Here is a 19492-nt window from a genome sequence, read left to right on the forward strand (position 1 = left end):
TTGGCTTTGGCGTCGGACAGCGGGCAATGGAGATGGGGAGGCAGGAACGACGGTGGCGGAACGGAGCACGGCTGCCGTCGACGTGGCAGACAACAGCGGTGATGAGCCGCTGACCGCCAAGGCGGACCAGTCCACGGCCGACGGGGTGGCCCAGAACCGGGAGCGGGACACGAAAAGCTCGGAGAGCGAAGAGGCACAGGGGAGCGGCGGGGACGAGAGCCCCGGCAGGACCTCACCGCCCGAGTTGCACAGCGGCCACAAGCTCGCCAGACGCTACCGGCTCGAAGAGTGCGTCACCCGTCTGGACGGTTTCAGTAGTTGGCGTGCCGTGGACGAGAAGCTGCGTCGCGCCGTCGGCGTGCACCTGCTGCCCGCCGATCATCCGCGGGCGCGCTCCGTCCTGGCGGCGGCCCGTTCCGCTGCGCTCCTGGGCGATCCCCGCTTCGTCCAAGTGCTGGACGCGGTCGAGGAGAACGACCTGGTCTATGTGGTGCAGGAGTGGCTTCCTGACTCCACAGAGCTGACGACGCTTCTGGCCGCCGGCCCGCTGGACGTGCACGACGCGTATCAGATGGTCAGTCAGGTCTCCCAGGCGATGGCGGCCGCGCACCGCGAGGGACTGGCGCATCTGCGACTGACCCCGGGCGCGGTGCTGCGTTCCTCGTCCGGCCAGTGGCGCATCCGCGGGCTCGCCGTGAATGCCGCGCTGCGCGGCATCAGCTCTGACACACCGCAGCGCACCGACACGGAGGGGATCGGCGCGCTCCTGTACGCCGCCCTCACTCAGCGCTGGCCGTACGAGAACGACGCGTACGGCCTCTCCGGGCTGCCGAAGGGCGTTGGGCTCATCGCGCCCGACCAGGTGCGCGCCGGGGTGCACCGCGGACTGGCGGAACTCTCGATGCGCGCGCTCGTCAACGATGGAGCGACGGCGTCCCGCCAGGAACCGCCGTGCACGACGCCGGAGGAGCTGGTGAAGGCGATCGGCGAGATGCCGCGCATCCGCCCGCCGGAGCCCACGTTCGCCGGGCCGCCGGACTACCAGCGCACCACGTACCAGCAAGGTTCCTACGGGCGTCAGACACCGGGGCCCGGGGCCACGCAGCCGGTGCCGACCCCGCCGCCCCCGTTGCAGAGCCGTACCGGCAAGGCCCTCAAGTGGGCCGTGTCCGCATTGCTCATCGCCGCGCTGGGCCTTGGCAGTTGGCAGCTGGCGGACGCCCTGATGGAGCGTGGGAAGTCCGACGACACCAACAAGACGCAGCCGACGGACGACAGCGACAAGGGCGCGAAGAAACCGGTCAGCAAGCCGATCGCCATTGAGGGTGCTCAGGAGTACATCGCCAAGGGCGACGCTCAGGCGCCCGAGGACGTGGCCAACACGTACGACGGCAAAGGCTCGACTTACTGGCGGACCAAGAGCTTCCTGGACGGTCCGGAGATGGTCATCAAGCCTGGTGTCGGCATCGTGTACGACCTCGGTTCGGAACAGGAGATTTCGGCCGCCTCGATGGGGCTTCGGTACGCCGGTGACCACACCACGATCACTCTGTACGCCACGGACTCGATGAGTTCCTCGACATCGCTGAGTTCGATGCAGAAGCTGGGAACGGTGAAGACAAGCGACACCGACGCGAAGGTGACGATCGACAAGCCGGTGAAGAGCCGGTACGTACTCGTGTGGCTCACCGCGTTGCCGCAGGCACCGGCCGACGGTTACAGCCAGGCCGGATACAAGCAGGCGATCACCGACGTAAAGTTCACGGGCTGACAGCTCACCGAGGGGGGAGGGTCCGATGGCGGACGACGCCGTATACGCCGGAACAAGCGATCAGGACCTCCTTGCCCGCCATGTAGAGGGTGACCAGGAGGCCTTCGGTGAGCTTGTGCGGCGCCACCGCGACCGGCTCTGGGCGGTGGCCCTGCGGACTCTGGGAGACCGCGAGGAGGCCGCTGACGCGGTCCAGGACGCTCTCGTCTCCGCCTATCGTGCCGCCCACACCTTCCGTGGCCAGTCGGCCGTCACGACGTGGCTGCACCGCATCACGGTGAACGCCTGCCTCGACCGCGCACGCAAGGCGGCCTCGCGGAAGACGTCTCCCGTCGACGACACGGAACGTCTTGAGCAACTCCTGGAGCCGCACGAGTCGGCGTCCGCGCCGGCCGAGCGCAACGATCTGCACCGCGAGCTCCTCGAAGCTCTCGGCACCCTGCCGCCCGATCAGCGGGCCGCCCTCGTCCTGGTGGACATGCAGGGCTACCCCGTGGCGGAGGCCGCCCGCGTACTCGACGTGCCGACCGGCACGGTCAAGAGCCGTTGCGCACGTGGCAGAGCCAGACTCCTCCCCCTGCTCAGACACCTGCGTACGGACGCCAGAAGTGGCGAGGACAGCAAGAAGTCGGGCGAGGGACGGAACCGCACGCAGGGGACGTCCGTCCCACCCGCAGCGGGAGTACACGATGCAGGGCCAAGCGATCCAACTGCTGTGAAGGGCGGAGGTGGGCGAGCGTGACATCGACCGACACGGCCGGGCACCCAGAAGTCACGGAGATCTCCGACCTCACCGAAGGTCTGCTCCCGCCCTCCCGTACGGCAGATGTGCGTCGGCACCTCGACGACTGCGCGCTCTGTGCCGACGTGTACGCATCGCTGGAAGAGATCCGCGGCATGCTCGGCACGTTGCCGGGCCCCTCGCGTATGCCTGCCGACGTCGCGGAGCGCATCGATGCTGCTCTCGCCGCGGAGGCACTGCTGAATGCCACGGAGCCGGACGCCGATGCCGTGGACGCACAGGAGCCCGTGAGGGCCTCCCGTCTCATGGCAGGCGAGAGCGACGGCGCGCGTGTTTCACGTGAAACATCGCCTGTGGCCGACCGCCCCGCAGGACGCCCTCGCGCCGCCACCGGACCGGGTCGTACGAAGCGCACGCGCCGGGGCCGTCGCGGCGCCGTCGTCCTCGGCGCCATGTTCACGGCTGCCGCGCTCGGGCTGGGTGGCCTGCTTCTTCAGTCGATGGGCGACGAGACCCCGGGCACCACTCCAGAGCAGGAGCGCGCCCAGTCCGCGAACACCTTCACCGAGGGGAAGCTGGAGAGCCAGGTCGCGGATCTCCTCGCCCCGAACGAAGGCGAAGACAGCGGCAATAGCAAGGACCAGTCACCCTGGGGCTCCGCGTCCGATCCCGACGAGCCGAGCACTCTGAAGGAACCCAAAGTCACGGTGCCCCCGTGCATCCAGCAGGGCATCGGTCGTAACGAAGCCGCTCTCGCCTACAAGACAGGCACCTACAAAGGCACCAACGTCTATCTCGTGGTGCTGCCTGACGCCTCCAGCGCCACCCGGGTCACGGCCTATGTCGTCGACTCCGCCTGCGTGGCCAAGTCTCCGGACTCGGCCGGCAAGGTGCTGCTGCGACAGTCCTACGAGCGACGCTGAGGGACCTCCACTCCGGTCCATGGCATCCGTGCTGTCGCCGTGCGGTCACGCGTCGCCGTGTGCCCGGACACAGTCGGGAATGCACGCCCCGTAGGATCCGTTGGGTGGGGTGAGAAGTCTGAGACAGGCTCCCACCGGTCGTACGAAGCAGTCTTCAGAGACGAGGAATCAAGCCGTGAGCGACGTCCGTAACGTGATCATCATCGGCTCCGGGCCCGCCGGCTATACGGCGGCGCTCTACACCGCGCGCGCGTCGCTCAAGCCGCTGGTGTTCGAGGGCGCCGTCACCGCAGGTGGCGCGCTGATGACCACCACCGAGGTGGAGAACTTCCCCGGCTTCCAGGACGGCATCATGGGCCCCGAGCTCATGGACAACATGCGGGCCCAGGCCGAGCGATTCGGCGCCGAGCTCGTTCCCGACGACGTCGTCGCTGTCGACCTCAGCGGTGAGATCAAGACGGTCACGGACACCGCGGGCACGGTGCACCAGGCCAGGGCTGTGATCATCGCCACGGGTTCCCAGCACCGCAAGCTGGGTCTGCCCAACGAGGACGCGCTCTCCGGACGAGGCGTCTCCTGGTGCGCGACCTGTGACGGCTTCTTCTTCAAGGACCAGGACATCGCCGTGATCGGCGGCGGTGACACCGCGATGGAGGAGGCCACCTTCCTCTCCCGGTTCGCCAGGTCCGTGACGGTCGTCCACCGCCGTGACACTCTGCGCGCCTCGAAGGCGATGCAGGAGCGCGCGTTCGCCGACTCGAAGATCAAGTTCGTCTGGGACAGCGAGGTCGCCGAGATCCAAGGTGACCAGAAGCTCTCCGGCCTGAAGTTGCGCAATGTGAAGACGGGGGAGCTCTCCGAACTGCCGGTGACGGGCCTCTTTATCGCGATCGGCCACGACCCGCGCACGGAGCTGTTCAAGAGCCAGCTCGACTTGGACGACGAGGGCTACCTCAAGGTCGACGCGCCCTCGACCCGGACGAACATGCAGGGTGTCTTCGCCTCCGGTGACGTGGTGGACCACACCTACCGCCAGGCGATCACCGCGGCCGGCACCGGCTGCTCCGCCGCCCTCGACGCCGAGCGCTTCCTCGCCGCCCTCGCGGACGGCGAGGCCGTGGCCGAGCCCGAGAAAACCACCGTCTGACCCCCAACCACCTCACCGCACCAACCAGTTAAGGAGCCCGCAGTGGCCGGCACCCTGAAGCATGTGACCGACGACTCCTTCGAGCAGGACGTCCTCAAGAGCGACAAGCCCGTCCTGGTGGACTTTTGGGCCGCCTGGTGCGGTCCGTGCCGTCAGATCGCGCCGTCCCTCGAGGCGATCGCCGCCGAGTACGGCGACAAGATCGAGGTCGTCAAGCTCAACATCGACGAAAACCCGGGTACGGCCGCCAAGTACGGCGTCATGTCCATCCCGACCCTGAACGTCTACCAGGACGGCGAAGTAGCGAAGACCATCGTCGGTGCCAAGCCGAAGGCTGCGATCGTCCGGGACCTCGAGGACTTCATCACCGAGTAATCGGCTATGCCCGTTGCACAAACGCGGCGTTGTTTCACGTGAAACACGAATGGGCCAACCCAGAAGGGTTGGCCCATTCGCATGAGCGTTTAGAGCGGCCGCAGAGCCGGCTCCTTCTGCACCGCCCCCAAGAGCCGGTCGAGCGCCAACTCCACGTCTTCCTTCCAGGAGAGCGTTGTCCGCAGCTCCAGCCGCAGTCTCGGGTACGTCGGATGGGGCCGGACCGTCTTGAAGCCCACCGCCGTCAGATGGTCTGCGGGCAGGACACAGGCCGGTTCCTTCCACCGGGCGTCTCCGAAGGCCTCGATCGCCTTGAAGCCCCGCCGCAGCAGATCCTTGGCGACCGTCTGGACCATCACACGTCCGAGTCCCTGTCCCTGATAGCCCGGCATGATGAAGGCCGTCATCAATTGGACCGCGTCAGGGGAGACCGGACTCGTGGGAAACGCCGTGGATCGCGGCACATACGCGGGCGGCGCGTAGAGCACAAAGCCCACCGGCACCTCGTCCACGTAGACGACCCGGCCGCAGGATCCCCATTCCAGCAGGACGGCGGAGATCCACGCTTCCTTCTCCAGCTCGGGTGTGCCTGCCTTTACCGCGGCCTGACCGCTGACTGGGTCCAACTCCCAGAAGACACACGTGCGGCAGCGCTTGGGAAGATCCTTGAGGTTGTCCAGCGTGAGCGGTACGAGCCGACGCCCCATGAAGGCAGTTCCTCGCTTCCTTCGCCCGCGGCATCACGAGCGGCTGTCAGGGCGCTCCTTTCCCTGAGCAGGCTGCCGACGAACCCGCCGACCGCGCCAAGCCCCAGGCCCGCGCTCACCAGTCCGGTGCGGTTCATCGCCCGCATGGCCCCCGCCTCCCCACAGAAGGTGCTGCCAGGTGGATGCGCCATACCCAATCGCATCGTATCCACGATGCGATTCCATCGATACCGCCAGAAAGCAAAGAGCGGGCCGTGTTCCGGTACACACCGGACACGGCCCGCTCTGATGATTGGCCGATCGGATCGTGCCCACCCTTGAGGCTCAGGCTTCAGACCCCTCAGAATCCCCAGAGTCGTCGTCCAAGAGGCTCTTCTGGAGGACCGGACCCTCACCCGGGGCCAGCGCGCCGAGGATTCGTTCCAGATCATCTATTGAGGCGAACTCAACGGTGATCTTTCCCTTCTTCTGGCCGAGGTCGACCTTCACGCGGGTCTCGAAGCGGTCCGAGAGGCGCGTGGCCAGGTCGGTCAGCGCCGGAGAGACCCGCGTGCCGGCCCGCGGCCCCTTGGAGCGTGGAGCGGACTGGGGCCGCGACCCCATAAGGGTGACGATCTCCTCGACGGCCCGCACCGAGAGCCCCTCGGCCACGATGCGGTGCGCCAGACGGTCCTGCTCCTCCGAGTCATCGACAGAGAGCAGGGCCCGCGCATGGCCTGCGGAGAGCACCCCGGCGGCGACACGGCGCTGGACCGCGGGCGAGAGCTTCAGCAGACGCAAGGTGTTGGAGACCTGCGGACGGGACCGGCCGATCCGGTCCGCCAACTGGTCGTGCGTGCAGTTGAAGTCCTTCAGCAACTGGTCGTAGGCGGCTGCCTCTTCCAGTGGGTTCAGCTGAGCGCGGTGCAGGTTCTCCAGAAGCGCGTCCAGGAGGAGCTTCTCGTCCTCCGTGGCCCGCACAATCGCCGGGATGGCCTCGAGCCCTGCCTCACGGCAAGCCCGCCAGCGCCGTTCGCCCATGATCAGCTCGTAGCGAGCCGGGCCCAACTGTCGTACGACGACGGGCTGGAGAAGTCCGACCTCCTTGATGGAGGTGACGAGTTCAGCGAGAGCGTCCTCGTCGAACACCTCACGGGGCTGGCGGGGGTTCGGCGAAATGGAGTCGAGGGGCAGCTCGGCGAAGTGCGCCCCGACGGGAGCCGCCGGCACTTCCGCGACACCGTTCGCCGATGGCTCCGCGGTTTCATGTGAAACATTGCCCGGCGGAAGCGTGGCGACCTTCGCCGCCGCCACTCCGCGCTCTGCGGTGAGTACGGGCACCGCGGCTGGCGAGGTCGACGCTCCGCCCGCCGCCGGAGGTGCCGTCTTCTCCCCTGCCGGGGCCGCCGGGATCAGTGCGCCGAGACCACGGCCCAACCCCCTCCGTCGCTCGCTCACTGGATCCCCTCCACCATGCTCTGATCATTGTGTGCGCCCAAATGGGCATGCTGCGCGTCATACGTCACGCCGACGCCCCGCAACGCGATTTCCCGTGCCGCCTCAAGATAGGAGAGGGCGCCACTCGACCCCGGGTCGTAGGTCAGCACTGTCTGCCCATAACTCGGCGCCTCGGAGATGCGGACCGAGCGCGGAATGCTCGTCCGCAGCACCTCCTCGCCGAAGTGGCTGCGCACCTCGTCCGCGACCTGGGAGGCCAGTCTCGTCCGGCCGTCGTACATGGTGAGCAGGATCGTCGAGACATGCAGCGTGGGGTTGAGATGCCCGCGCACCAAGTCGACGTTCCGCAACAGCTGGCCCAGACCCTCCAGCGCGTAATACTCGCACTGAATCGGGATCAGGACCTCCGCACCGGCGACCAGTGCGTTGACCGTCAGCAGGCCCAGCGACGGCGGGCAGTCGATGAGGATGTAGTCCAGCGGCTGCTCGTACGCCTGGATCGCTCGTTGCAGCCGACTCTCCCGTGCCACCAAAGAGACCAGCTCGATCTCCGCACCGGCGAGATCGATCGTGGCAGGTGCACAGAAGAGACCCTCGACATCGGGGACCGGCTGGACGACCTCGGAGAGCGGCTTACTCTCGACCAAGACGTCGTAGACGGACGGAACTTCCGCGTGATGGTCGATGCCCAGCGCAGTGGACGCATTGCCCTGAGGGTCGAGGTCGATCACCAGGACTCGCCCCCCGTGCAAGGCGAGCGAAGCGGCGAGGTTGACCGTCGTCGTGGTCTTGCCCACCCCGCCCTTCTGATTGGCGACAACCATCACACGGGTCTGCTCAGGCCGTGGCAGGCCCTCGCCGGCGCGGCCTAGAGCCTCCACCGCCAGTTGGGCAGCACGACCGATGGGAGTGTCGTCCATCGGGGGCGGTGTTTCACGTGAAACATCGTCCCCCATCGACTCGGTACGGGGACCGGGGACCGGATCGGTCATCGGTCCCGCGATGTTGGCGTCGGACCGCAAGGATTCACTCTCCTCGACTTCAGGCTCGCAATGAACAGAGCCTCCCATGTCTTCGGGGTCGTGAACCAGCGAGGCCCGGTCTTCTGTGGAGAAATCCACCTCTGTGGACAACTCCGCACCCTCCCCGGGGGACGTGTTGTTGCCCGGAGAGGGTTTTCCTCTGAGGGATCCGAGGGGATTGCGGTCGCGGGGTTCGGCCGCAGCGCGGCCCCGACTGATGATGCCATGCAGGAGTGAGCGACGTTTCACGTGAAACACGATGCACAGGGCCCGCGACGGCGCCCGCACGACACTCCGACATGCACAGTTATGGCAGCTTGTGTGGAGTACGTCTCACCGCCAGCACGGTTCAGCGACGGCGGCGCGCCCGTCCGATCCGTGCAGCCTTGGCACGCTTGGCCGCGAAGCGCACCCCTCCGGGGCTCTCCCCGACCTCGACCCGCACCACGGTGGAGAGCGGACTCACCACACCCTCGCCAACATGGAGCACGGAGGTCTCCACGGCACCGAGCTTACTCAGCGCGGCCCCGGCGCCCTTGACTTCTTCCTCCGCAGTGTCGCCCTTGAGCAGAAGCATCTCTCCGTAGGGGCGCAGGAGCGGCACGCCCCATGCTGCGAGGCGGTCCAGAGGCGCGACGGCCCGTGCCGTCACGACATGGACCGGAGGCAGCTTGCCCAGGACCTCCTCGGCACGGCCGCGGACCACGGTGACATGGTCGAGGCCGAGCAGCTCGACGACCTCGGTGAGGAAGGTCGTACGCCGCAGCAGCGGTTCAAGCAGCGTGATCTTCAGGTCCGGCCGGACGAGGGCCAGTGGGATGCCGGGCAGCCCGGCACCGGAGCCGACGTCGCACACGGTCACACCCTCGGGCACGACTTCCGAGAGCACCGCACAGTTCAGCAGGTGCCGCTCCCACAGGCGAGGCACTTCGCGGGGACCAATGAGACCGCGCCGCACTCCTGCGTCCGCAAGCAGTTCCGCGTACCGGACCGCGTCTGAGAAGCGATCGCCGAATACCGCCCGGGCCTGCTCAGGCGCAGGGGGGAGCTCCGCTGCCTCCGTCACGGGGAACCGTCCTTCCGTACCGCACAAGCGCACTGGGCGCTGATCACCAGGGCCACAAGGAACCAACAGGCACTATCAGGCTGACAAAGTCCGGCCCCGCCTGCGCAACAGACGGGGCCGGAGGAACGTACGTACCGATTCAGGCGGGAAGCACGACGACGAAGCGCTGCGGCTCCTCGCCCTCGGACTCGCTGCGCAGGCCCGCGGCCTTGACCGCGTCGTGCACGACCTTGCGCTCGAAAGGCGTCATCGGCTTCAGCTTCACGGCCTCGCCGGAGCTCCTGACCTCGGCGGCGGCCTTGGCGCCCAGTTCGGACAGCTCCTCGCGCTTCCTGGCGCGGTAGCCGGCGATGTCCAGCATCAGACGACTACGGTCTCCGGTCTCCCGGTGAACGGCCAGCCGCGTGAGTTCCTGAAGAGCCTCAAGCACCTCGCCGTCACGGCCGACCAGCTTCTGCAGATCACGGCTGCCCGTGTCGCTGATGATCGAGACAGCGGCGCGATCGGCCTCGACATCCATGTCGATGTCACCGTCGAGGTCGGCGATGTCCAGCAGACCCTCGAGGTAGTCCGCCGCGATCTCACCCTCCTGCTCAAGGCGGGTCAGGGTGTCGCCACCCTCGGTGGCGGCGGAGGTGGTGCCTTCCGTCACGGGATGGACTCCTTCTTACTTCTTGGAGGGGGACTTGGGCCGCTGCGGACCCTTGCGTCCGGACTGGGCCTTGCTGCGTGCGCCACCCGAGGCAGACTTGCCACCCGAAGCAGGCTTGCCGCCGGAGGCGGACTTGCCGCCCGCCGGCTTGGCATCCTGTGGCCCGTCGGACTTGCTCAAGGAGGTCTTCTCCCCGGAGTCACCCGTCGTCTTGGCGCCACTGGCGCCGCCCTGGGTGCCGCCCGACTGACGCCGGGACTTGCTCTGCCGCTTCGGCTGCTGGCGCTTGGGAGTGCTGGTCGCCGGAGCACCGTCCTCGGTCTCGGCGACGGTCGTGACCTCGCTCTTCACCACCGTGCCGTCGGCCTGAGCCGCGAGGCCCGCCTTGGTCAGACCGTTGATGAACTTGCGCTCGTACTCGTTGCGGTCACGGCCCTTGGCGACGATGGCCTTCACGATGGCGCGTTCACCGCGGCCGCGGGTCCCGCCGTGGTGCGTGACGCGCTTGTCAAGACGGTCCAGGTAGGCGGACTGAGCCTTGCTGCCCGGGGTCGGGTTGTTGTGGATCACGTACATCTGCTGGCCCATCGTCCACACGTTGGTGGTCAGCCAGTAGACGAGGACACCGACGGGGAAGTTGATGCCGAAGACGGCGAACATGATGGGGAAGACATACATCAGCATCTTCTGCTGCTGCATGAACGGCGTCTTCACCGTGGTGTCGACGTTCTTCGTCATCAGCTGGCGCTGCGTGTAGAACTGCGACGCCGACATCAGCACGATCATGACCGCTGTGACGACACGGACGTCCGTCAGCGAAGCACCGAGCGCCTCGACCTTGCTGGAGCTGTCCGTGAACTTCGCTGCCAGCGGGGCACCGACAATGTGCGCCTTCTGCGCGCTCTCCAGCAGCCGCTCGTTGATCACACCGACGGTGTCGTTCGACGCGATGCTGTTGAGCACGTGGTACAAGGCAAAGAAGAACGGGGACTGCGCCAGGATGGGAAGGCACGAGGAGAGCGGGTTGGTGCCCGTCTCCTTGTACAGCTTCATCATCTCTTCGGACTGACGCTGCTTGTCGTTCTTGTAACGCTCCTGGATCTTCTTCATCTCGGGCTGGAGCGTCTGCATGGCCCGGGTCGCCTTGATCTGCTTCACAAAGAGCGGGATCAAGCAGATTCGGATCAGGATCACCAGGGACACGATGGAAAGGCCCCAGGCCCAGCCCGTGTCCGGGCCGAAGAGAGCGCCGTACACCGAGTGGAACTGGACGATGACCCAGGAAACGGGCGTCGTGATGAAGCTGAAAATACTGGCAATCGTGTCCACTAATCAGGCTCCTTGAGCATGCGACGGGGTCTCGGCGGCCGGGCTCGAGGGCTGGTCGGACATACCGTGCCCTCCAATGGCCGGTTCGGCGGCGGAGTTCCCGCCCTTGCGTGCGCGCCAGGTGTTACGCAGCATTTCGTGCCACCGCGGACGCTTGCGCGGCGGGACATGGTCCACACCGCCCAGCGACCACGGATTGCACCGCAGGATCCGCCAGGCAGTGAGTGCCGTTCCCTTGATCGCACCGTGGCGGTCGATGGCCTGGTACCCGTAGTGGGAGCACGACGGGTAGTACTTGCACACCGGCCCGAGCAGCGGGCTGATGGTCCACTGGTACAGCTTGATGAGAGCCAGCAGTGGGTACTTCATCGCGCGCCCCCTCCCAGTAGCCGCCGCAGAGCGGCATCCAGGTCTTGGGCCAGCTGTGCATGGTCGGCGTCACCCGCACCGGGCAGCGCTCGTACGACTACCAGGCTACCGGGGGGCAGCAGGGCCACTCGATCGCGCATCAGGTGACGAAGTCTGCGCTTCACCTTGTTGCGTACGACAGCGCCGCCCACTGCCTTGCTGACAACGAAACCCGCACGCGACGGGGGAGCGCTCTCCCCAGGCGCGTGCGGGTCCATTGCACCACTACGCAGGTGGACGACGAGAAGCGGGCGTCCGGCCCGGCGTCCCCGGCGTACCGCGGTCGCGAAGTCCTCGCGCCGCCTCAGCCGATTCTCGGTAGGCAGCACGTCATGACCTGTGCTGCGAGATCAGGCGGACAGGCGGGCGCGACCCTTGCCACGGCGGGTCGCGAGAATCGCGCGTCCGGCACGGGTGCGCATACGCAGCCGGAAGCCGTGGGTCTTGGCGCGACGACGGTTGTTCGGCTGGAAGGTGCGCTTGCTCACTCGGGGGCTCCAGAAAGAATCGGTAGTTGCGGGGTGCCGTCATGGCTGTCACCGTGCGCCCACGAGTAGCTCGCTTACGCCCGAGTGCACCGCTTCCCGATCACTCGTACGTGATCTATGCCCATCGGAGGCAGGCGGCAGCAGCCATCGACAACTCGACCTGGCAACGGTACGCGCGGCTACGCCATCCGGTCAAACCAGCGGCGACAGGAGACACTATCCACAGGCTGGGGACAACAACTTGAACCGCAGCGGTCGCCCTGACTACCGTGACGGGACTTCGATTCGTTCCCTTCTCTTTGACCCATCTGAATCGTTCGCCCCGCCCGAACCGCCTCGTTCCACCCGCCCACCCGAGTGACATACCGACCCGTCCCGCGAACCACTCGTTCGAGGGACCCGTGAGAGAGCGTGCCCTGTGGCTGACGTACCTGCCGATCTTGCCGCAGTGTGGCCACGCGTACTGGAGCAACTCCTCGGTGAGGGACGAGGGCAGGGCGTCGAGGTGAAGGACGAGCACTGGATCAAGCGCTGCCAGCCGCTGGCCCTGGTCGCGGACACCGCGCTGCTCGCCGTACCGAACGAATTCGCGAAAGGTGTGCTCGAGGGGCGCTTGGCGCCGATCGTCAGTGACACGCTGAGCCGCGAGTGCGGCCGTCCGATCCGTATCGCGATCACCGTCGACGACTCCGCCGGCGAGCCCCCGCCGACGCCCCCCGCCCAGCGCCGGCCGCGCTACGAAGAGACCGAACTCCCGTCGCAGAGCGGCAGAGACGGATACGAGGGACGGGACGGGAGGGACGGATACGAGGGGCGCGACGAATACGAGGGGTACGGCCGCCACCGCGCGGACGACCGACCGCACGACCGCAACCACGACCACCCCCAGAGCCGCCCCGACCAACTCCCGGCCCCCCGCGCAGACCAGCTCCCCACCGCCCGCCCTGCCTATCCCGACTACCAGCCTCGTCCCGAGCAGGGCAGCTGGCCGCGGCCCTCGCAGGGCGACGACTACGGCTGGCAGCAGCAGCGACTCGGCTTCCCGGAGCGTGACCCGTACGCGACGCCTCCGCAGGACTACCGGCCGCAGTCCCTGGAGCGCCGGCGCTACGAGCAGCAGCGGTCCGACTACGACCAGCCACGCTCCGACTACGACCAGCGGCCGGACCGCCGCGAGCTGCCCGAACAACCGTCGCCATCCGGCAGTGGCCACGTCCACCGCGGCGGCCCCGTCGGCTCGGCTCTGCCCGCCCCCAGCGGCGCACCAGGCCCGCTGGCCGCGCAGCCGGCACCCGCCACAGGTCCGGGCGAGCCCACCGCGCGCCTCAACCCGAAGTACCTCTTCGACACGTTCGTCATCGGAGCCTCGAACCGCTTCGCGCACGCCGCCGCGGTCGCCGTCGCCGAGGCACCTGCCAAGGCGTACAACCCCCTCTTCATCTACGGGGAGTCGGGACTCGGCAAAACGCACCTGTTGCACGCGATCGGCCACTACGCCCGCAGCCTCTATCCGGGCACGCGCGTGCGGTACGTGAGCTCCGAGGAGTTCACCAACGAGTTCATCAACTCCATCCGCGACGGCAAGGGTGACAGCTTCCGCAAGCGCTACCGCGAGATGGACATCCTCCTTGTCGACGACATCCAGTTCCTCGCGGACAAGGAGTCGACGCAGGAGGAGTTCTTCCACACCTTCAACACACTCCACAACGCCAACAAGCAGATCGTGCTGTCCTCGGACCGGCCGCCCAAGCAGCTGGTCACCCTGGAGGACCGGCTGCGGAACCGTTTCGAGTGGGGGCTGATCACCGACGTCCAGCCGCCCGAGCTGGAGACACGCATCGCCATCCTTCGTAAGAAGGCGGTGCAGGAGCAGCTCAACGCCCCTCCGGAGGTCCTGGAGTTCATCGCCTCGCGGATCTCACGGAACATCCGCGAGCTGGAAGGCGCGTTGATCCGCGTCACGGCGTTCGCCTCGCTCAACCGGCAGCCGGTAGACCTCGGCCTCACGGAGATCGTCCTCAAGGACCTGATCCCGGGCGGCGAGAACGCGGCCCCGGAGATCACGGCGACGGCCATCATGGCCGCGACCGCCGACTACTTCGGGCACACCGTGGAGGACCTGTGCGGAGCCTCGCGCAGCCGGGTTCTGGTCACGGCCCGCCAGATCGCCATGTACCTCTGCCGGGAACTCACCGACCTGTCGCTCCCGAAGATCGGCGCGCAGTTCGGCAACCGCGACCACACGACCGTCATGCACGCCGACCGCAAGATCCGCGCCCTGATGGCCGAGCGGCGCTCCATCTACAACCAGGTCACCGAGCTCACGAACCGCATCAAGAACGGCTGACAGTTCCTTCCGTACATCGCTGAGGGCGCCCCGGGACACTTCCCCGAGGGCGCCTTTCGCTGATCTCGTACGGCGCCTGCCCGGTTCTGGCAGGCCCTGTGCGGTCGTCCTCCGCCGCTGCGGACCGTGTTCCGCATCGAACCGCGGTCACCCCAGGAGCACCCGCTGTTCGAATACGCGCCGCGTTACGGCCATGCTCCACAGATTCCGGGACTTTCTCGCGTCCACACCCTGGGGACCTGGAAGTTGTCCAGACTGTGTCCACAGGGTGCGCTGCCGAAAGCGGGTCAAGCCAGGTCAGCCGACTGTGGATTCGTGGACAGGCGATCTCCACAGTCTGTGGACGGCGAGAAGATCCACAGGCTGTGCGGAACGTTGTCCACTGGTGGCCCACAGGCTGAGGCCAGTTGTCCCCAGCGATCTCCGACTTCTCCACATCGCTGTCCACTGTTCGGCAACGTGACGTGCACTTTCACCGCCCGGAGTGAAAGGCGTCACACCAAGGTGTCCGGTTGGGCTGTGGGGAACCTGGGCAAACCTGGGGACGCCGCTGGGGAGAACTACCCCGATCCTGTGCATCGAGTGTGCAGAACTTTTCCCCGTCCACAGAAGACCCGAGTTGTCCACCGCCTCCGCCCACAGGACCAGTGGACAAAAAACCGGCGCTGACCTGCGCATACGAGGTTATCCACGGTATCCACAGCCCCTACTACTACTCCCAACTAGAGAGAGCTGGGAATTCGTTTCGAAGACGGGGCTGTGCACAACTCGCGCTCGGCGCCTCAGGTGCCGCTCGGAACGACTTGACCCCGAGGGGCACCGACTGTCAGTGCTGTGCGTCAGACTGGTTCCCGGTGTCCTTCCCCTGAGCGGACCGAGCGACACCGAGTCAGACGACGAACGCGAAGCAGGGCGAGAGCGCCGGCAACAGACGGAGGCGGCAACGGTGAAGATCCGGGTGGAACGCGACGTACTCGCGGAGGCAGTGGCCTGGGCGGCACGTAGCCTCCCGGCACGACCGCCGGCGCCTGTGCTCGCCGGCCTTCTGCTGAAGGCCGAGGAGGGCGCGCTGAGCCTGTCCAGCTTCGACTACGAGGTCTCGGCACGCGTCTCCGTGGACGCCGAGGTCGACGAGGAAGGCACGGTGCTGGTCTCCGGCCGCCTGCTCGCCGACATCTGCCGTGCCCTGCCCAACCGGCCGGTGGAGATTTCCACAGACGGTGTACGGGCGACGGTGGTCTGCGGCTCCTCGCGCTTCACGCTCCACACCCTGCCTGTGGAGGAGTATCCGGCGCTGCCGCAGATGCCGTCGGCGACGGGCACTGTCCCCGGTGAAGTCTTTGCCTCCGCAGCCGCCCAAGTGGCCATCGCCGCCGGCCGCGACGACACGCTGCCCGTCCTCACCGGCGTACGCATCGAGATCGAGGGCGACACGGTCACGCTGGCGTCCACCGACCGTTACCGCTTCGCGGTCCGTGAGTTCCTGTGGAAGCCGGAGAACCCGGAGGCGTCCGCGGTCGCCCTGGTGCCCGCCAAGACGCTCCTGGACACCGCCAAGGCCCTCACGAGCGGCGACAGCGTGATCCTGGCGCTGTCCGGTTCGGGCGCGGGCGAAGGTCTGATCGGCTTCGAGGGCGCGGGACGGCGTACGACCACGCGCCTGCTGGAAGGCGACCTCCCGAAGTACCGCACGCTGTTCCCGACGGAGTTCAACTCCGTGGCCGTCATCGAGACCGGCCCCTTCGTGGAGGCCGTCAAGCGTGTGGCCCTGGTCGCCGAGCGTAATACCCCGGTGCGGCTCAGCTTCGAGCAGGGTGTGCTGATCCTGGAGGCGGGCTCCAGTGACGACGCACAGGCTGTGGAAAGGGTCGACGCCCAGCTGGAGGGTGACGACGTCTCGATCGCCTTCAACCCGACGTTCCTGCTCGACGGACTCAGCGCCATCGACTCCCCGGTGGCCCAGCTCTCCTTCACGACGTCCACCAAGCCGGCGCTCCTCAGCGGCAAGCCGGCCGTGGACGCGGAGGCGGACGAGGCGTACAAGTACCTGATCATGCCGGTGCGGCTGAGCGGCTGACGACAGTCCGCAGGTGAGGGCGTACGTCTGAGCGGCTATGCCCACAGATGTGCGGGAGCGTCCGGGTTTAGGCTCGGACGCGGGTACGAAAGTGCCCCTCACGTCACGTCGTCAGTGAAGGAACACCCTGATGGAGCTCGGTCTCGTCGGTCTCGGCAAGATGGGCGGCAATATGCGGGAGCGCATACGCCGCGCAGGCCACACCGTCTTCGGATACGACCGCAATCCGGACCTCGCCGATGTCCACAGCCTCGAGGAGCTTGTGGGCAAGCTCGACGCTCCACGCGTGGTGTGGGTGATGGTCCCGGCCGGGGCGGCGACCCAGTCCACCATCGACGAGCTCGCTGATCTCCTGGAGCCCGGCGACGTCGTCGTGGACGGCGGCAATTCGCGCTGGACCGACGACGAGAGGCACGCCGAGGAGCTGGCGGCCAAGGGCATCGGCTTCGTCGACTGCGGTGTCTCGGGCGGCGTCTGGGGCCTGGAGAACGGCTATGCGCTGATGTACGGCGGCGACGCCGAGAACATAGCCAAGGTGCGGCCGGTCTTCGACGCGCTCAAGCCGGAGGGCGACGCGGGCGCCGTGCACGCGGGCAAGGTCGGCGCCGGGCACTTCGCGAAGATGGTCCACAACGGCATCGAGTACGCGATGATGCAGGCCTACGCCGAGGGCTGGGAGCTCCTGGAGGCCGTCGACTCCGTCACCGACGTACGCGAGGTCTTCCGCTCCTGGCAGGAGGGCACCGTCATCCGCTCCTGGCTGCTCGACCTGGCGGTCAACGCTCTCGACAGGGACGAGCACCTGGAGCAGCTCAAGGGTTATGCACAGGATTCCGGAGAGGGCCGCTGGACTGTGGAAGCCGCGATCGACAACGCGGTTCCGCTGCCGGCGATCACCGCGTCGCTCTTCGCGCGCTTCGCCTCAAGGCAGGACGATTCGCCGCAGATGAAGATGATCGCGGCGCTGCGGAACCAGTTTGGCGGCCACGCGGTCGAGAAGAAGTAGTCCACCTCCTGGGTTCTCCATACCTGGGATGGCCCGGTTGTCCACAAGCAGGGGACAGGCTGGGGGGTAACCGGAAGCATCACGTTGGGGAGGTCGGCGAACGACCATGCACGTCACGCATCTGTCGCTGGCTGACTTCCGCTCGTATGCCCGGGTCGAGGTCGCGCTCGATCCGGGAGTCACGGCGTTCGTGGGCCCCAACGGGCAGGGCAAGACGAACCTCGTCGAGGCGGTCGGTTATCTGGCGACTCTGGGAAGTCATCGCGTCTCCTCCGATGCGCCTCTTGTACGGGTGGGTGCGGACCGCGCGATCATCCGGGCGCAGGTACGGCAGGGGGAGCGCCAGCAGCTCGTCGAGCTGGAGCTGAACCCCGGCAAGGCGAACCGCGCCCGTATCAACAGGTCGTCGCAGGTCAGACCCCGTGACGTACTCGGCATCGTACGAACCGTGCTGTTCGCCCCCGAGGATCTCGCGCTCGTCAAGGGCGATCCGGGCGAACGCCGGCGCTTCCTGGACGAGCTGATCACCGCACGCGCCCCGCGCATGGCGGGCGTGCGCTCCGACTACGACCGCGTACTCAGGCAGCGGAACACGCTCCTCAAGTCGGCCGCGCTCGCCCGCCGCCACGGTGGTCGTTCCATGGACCTGTCCACGCTCGACGTGTGGGACCAGCACCTCGCGCGCGTGGGTGCCGAGTTGCTCGCGCAGCGGCTCGATCTGATCGCCGCGCTCCAGCCGCTGGCTGACAAGGCGTACGAGCAGCTGGCGCCCGGTGGCGGCCCCGTTGCCCTGGAGTACAAGCCCTCCTCGCCCGAAATCGTCGGCCACGCGCGCGAGGAGCTGCACGAGCAGCTGATGGCTGCCCTGGCGGAGTCCCGTAAGCAGGAGATCGAGCGGGGCGTCACCCTGGTCGGCCCGCACAGGGACGAACTGCTGCTCAAACTTGGCCAGATGCCCGCGAAGGGATATGCGTCACACGGCGAGTCCTGGTCGTACGCGCTGGCGCTGCGCCTGGCCTCGTACGACCTGCTGCGGGCCGAGGGCAACGAGCCGGTGCTGGTCCTCGACGACGTGTTCGCCGAGCTCGACACCCGGCGCCGCGAACGTCTCGCCGAGCTGGTCGCGCCGGGTGAGCAGGTCCTGGTGACGGCGGCGGTCGACGACGACGTACCGACCGTACTGACGGGGACGCGGTACGTAGTGGCGGAGGGCACGGTGGAGCGCGTATGAGCAAAAACACACCGGAGCCGGAGAAGAGCCCCAAGCCTCCCGAGCCGTCCGGCATCGACCTCGCGCGCGTGGCCCTGCGTGCGGCGAAAGAGCAGGCACGCGCGCGTGGAGACGCGGCGCAGCAGAAGAAGCAGGCGCGGCGCGGTGGCCTGCGCTCCGGTGCACGTGCCGACGGCCGCGATCCGATGGCGCTCGGCTCCGCCATCAACCGGCTGATCACCGAGCGCGGCTGGGAGACTCCGGCCGCTGTGGGCGGGGTCATGGGCCGATGGCCGGAGATCGTCGGCGAAGTAATTGCCCTGCACTGCCAGCCGGAGCGGTACGACGAGGAAGCGCAAGAGCTGACGGTCCGCTGCGACTCCACGGCATGGGCCACCGAGATCAGACTGCGTGCCCCGCAGCTGGTGGCCCGCCTGAACCAGGACCTCGGCCACGGCACGGTGCGGCTGATCAAGGTGCACGGTCCCGGGGGTCCCGTCCGCCGCTTCGGCCCCCTGCGCGCGCCCGGCAGCAAGGGTCCCGGCGACACCTACGAGTGAGCCAGACCGGGCGGTATGCCGTTCGTCGCGCGGGGTTGGCATCCCGAAGCGCTGAGTGCCGCTGTGAGCCTCTTGGACTCCCAGTCGACGTATGGGGAGTCGGCCGAGTCCGGTTCAGGGCGGCACATGCGGACTCAGGTACCGGCAAACGCCCATCACTGTCGGCGCTACCGGTAGACTGGAGGCTAATCCCGCCTCACTTGTGGGACTCACCGAGCAACGCTG

At 67.5% G+C, this 19492-nt stretch carries 19 protein-coding genes; 10 read left to right on the forward strand and 9 right to left on the reverse strand.

The features are described from left to right. The first annotated feature begins 52 nt into the window (after nt 1-52). From ACGFNK_RS26455 to trxA, 5 genes are all read left to right on the forward strand, one after another. The gene (locus tag ACGFNK_RS26455; protein ID WP_393419788.1) at nt 53-1771 is read left to right on the forward strand and encodes a protein kinase family protein; all 1719 of its coding nucleotides are present in this window, start codon (nt 53-55) and stop codon (nt 1769-1771) included. A 25-nt stretch (nt 1772-1796) separates the two neighbouring features. Then, nucleotides 1797-2513, forward strand: coding sequence for an RNA polymerase sigma factor SigM (sigM, locus tag ACGFNK_RS26460; protein ID WP_393419790.1), 717 nt, complete (start codon nt 1797-1799; stop codon nt 2511-2513). After that, a complete protein-coding gene (locus tag ACGFNK_RS26465) occupies nt 2510-3436 on the forward strand; it encodes an anti-sigma factor family protein (protein ID WP_393419792.1) in 927 nt (308 codons plus the stop codon). The genes sigM and ACGFNK_RS26465 overlap by 4 nt, the downstream gene beginning before the upstream one ends. 175 nt (nt 3437-3611) lie before the next feature. After that, nucleotides 3612-4583, forward strand: coding sequence for a thioredoxin-disulfide reductase (gene trxB / locus ACGFNK_RS26470; RefSeq protein ID WP_393419794.1), 972 nt, complete (start codon nt 3612-3614; stop codon nt 4581-4583). 42 nt (nt 4584-4625) lie between these two features. Then, a complete protein-coding gene (trxA, locus tag ACGFNK_RS26475; protein ID WP_386340070.1) occupies nt 4626-4958 on the forward strand; it encodes a thioredoxin in 333 nt (110 codons plus the stop codon). A gap of 89 nt (nt 4959-5047) precedes the next feature. Here the strand turns inward: trxA and ACGFNK_RS26480 are convergent, their stop codons facing one another. From ACGFNK_RS26480 to rpmH, 9 genes are all read right to left on the reverse strand, one after another. Then, nucleotides 5048-5665 (reverse strand): GNAT family N-acetyltransferase, encoded by a 618-nt coding sequence (locus tag ACGFNK_RS26480; RefSeq protein ID WP_386340067.1) that lies wholly within the window; start codon nt 5663-5665, stop codon nt 5048-5050. Between the two features lie 324 nt (nt 5666-5989). Further along, nucleotides 5990-7102, reverse strand: a complete 1113-nt coding sequence (locus ACGFNK_RS26485) for a ParB/RepB/Spo0J family partition protein (RefSeq protein WP_393419797.1) — start codon at nt 7100-7102, stop codon at nt 5990-5992. Then, on the reverse strand, nt 7099-8172 hold the full coding sequence (locus tag ACGFNK_RS26490) for a ParA family protein (RefSeq protein WP_344394699.1): 1074 nt from the start codon (nt 8170-8172) through the stop codon (nt 7099-7101). The genes ACGFNK_RS26485 and ACGFNK_RS26490 overlap by 4 nt, the downstream gene beginning before the upstream one ends. Nucleotides 8173-8473: 301 nt before the next feature. Then, a complete protein-coding gene (gene rsmG / locus ACGFNK_RS26495; RefSeq protein ID WP_393419799.1) occupies nt 8474-9190 on the reverse strand; it encodes a 16S rRNA (guanine(527)-N(7))-methyltransferase RsmG in 717 nt (238 codons plus the stop codon). Between the two features lie 139 nt (nt 9191-9329). Next, nucleotides 9330-9842 carry a R3H domain-containing nucleic acid-binding protein gene (locus ACGFNK_RS26500; protein ID WP_344394543.1) on the reverse strand — a complete coding sequence of 171 codons (513 nt, stop codon included), beginning with the start codon at nt 9840-9842 and terminating at the stop codon, nt 9330-9332. Between the two features lie 15 nt (nt 9843-9857). Further along, nucleotides 9858-11171, reverse strand: a complete 1314-nt coding sequence (yidC, locus tag ACGFNK_RS26505) for a membrane protein insertase YidC (RefSeq protein ID WP_393419801.1) — start codon at nt 11169-11171, stop codon at nt 9858-9860. A gap of 3 nt (nt 11172-11174) precedes the next feature. Beyond that, nucleotides 11175-11540: a membrane protein insertion efficiency factor YidD gene (yidD, locus tag ACGFNK_RS26510; protein WP_033321307.1), complete on the reverse strand. Its 366-nt coding sequence runs from the start codon at nt 11538-11540 to the stop codon at nt 11175-11177. Then, nucleotides 11537-11908, reverse strand: a complete 372-nt coding sequence (gene rnpA, locus ACGFNK_RS26515; RefSeq protein ID WP_078491857.1) for a ribonuclease P protein component — start codon at nt 11906-11908, stop codon at nt 11537-11539. The genes yidD and rnpA overlap by 4 nt, the downstream gene beginning before the upstream one ends. 21 nt (nt 11909-11929) lie before the next feature. Continuing rightward, on the reverse strand, nt 11930-12067 hold the full coding sequence (gene rpmH, locus ACGFNK_RS26520) for a 50S ribosomal protein L34 (RefSeq protein WP_030354375.1): 138 nt from the start codon (nt 12065-12067) through the stop codon (nt 11930-11932). A 418-nt stretch (nt 12068-12485) separates the two neighbouring features. Here rpmH and dnaA point away from each other — a divergent pair, with 418 nt between their 5' ends. The 5 genes from dnaA to ACGFNK_RS26545 all read left to right on the forward strand — a co-directional run bounded on the left by dnaA (nt 12486) and on the right by ACGFNK_RS26545 (nt 19267). Then, the gene (gene dnaA / locus ACGFNK_RS26525) at nt 12486-14414 is read left to right on the forward strand and encodes a chromosomal replication initiator protein DnaA (protein WP_393419803.1); all 1929 of its coding nucleotides are present in this window, start codon (nt 12486-12488) and stop codon (nt 14412-14414) included. A gap of 946 nt (nt 14415-15360) precedes the next feature. Next, a complete protein-coding gene (dnaN, locus tag ACGFNK_RS26530; RefSeq protein WP_393419805.1) occupies nt 15361-16491 on the forward strand; it encodes a DNA polymerase III subunit beta in 1131 nt (376 codons plus the stop codon). Between the two features lie 130 nt (nt 16492-16621). Beyond that, nucleotides 16622-17497, forward strand: a complete 876-nt coding sequence (gene gnd, locus ACGFNK_RS26535) for a phosphogluconate dehydrogenase (NAD(+)-dependent, decarboxylating) (protein WP_393419807.1) — start codon at nt 16622-16624, stop codon at nt 17495-17497. Between the two features lie 106 nt (nt 17498-17603). Beyond that, nucleotides 17604-18728, forward strand: a complete 1125-nt coding sequence (recF, locus tag ACGFNK_RS26540; RefSeq protein ID WP_393419809.1) for a DNA replication/repair protein RecF — start codon at nt 17604-17606, stop codon at nt 18726-18728. After that, nucleotides 18725-19267: a DUF721 domain-containing protein gene (locus ACGFNK_RS26545; protein ID WP_393419811.1), complete on the forward strand. Its 543-nt coding sequence runs from the start codon at nt 18725-18727 to the stop codon at nt 19265-19267. Before recF ends, ACGFNK_RS26545 begins: the two co-directional genes overlap by 4 nt. Nucleotides 19268-19492 lie beyond the last annotated feature (225 nt).

This window comes from Streptomyces sp. NPDC048825 (assembly GCF_043198355.1).
GTDB classification, from domain to species: Bacteria; Actinomycetota; Actinomycetes; order Streptomycetales; family Streptomycetaceae; genus Streptomyces; species Streptomyces xiangluensis.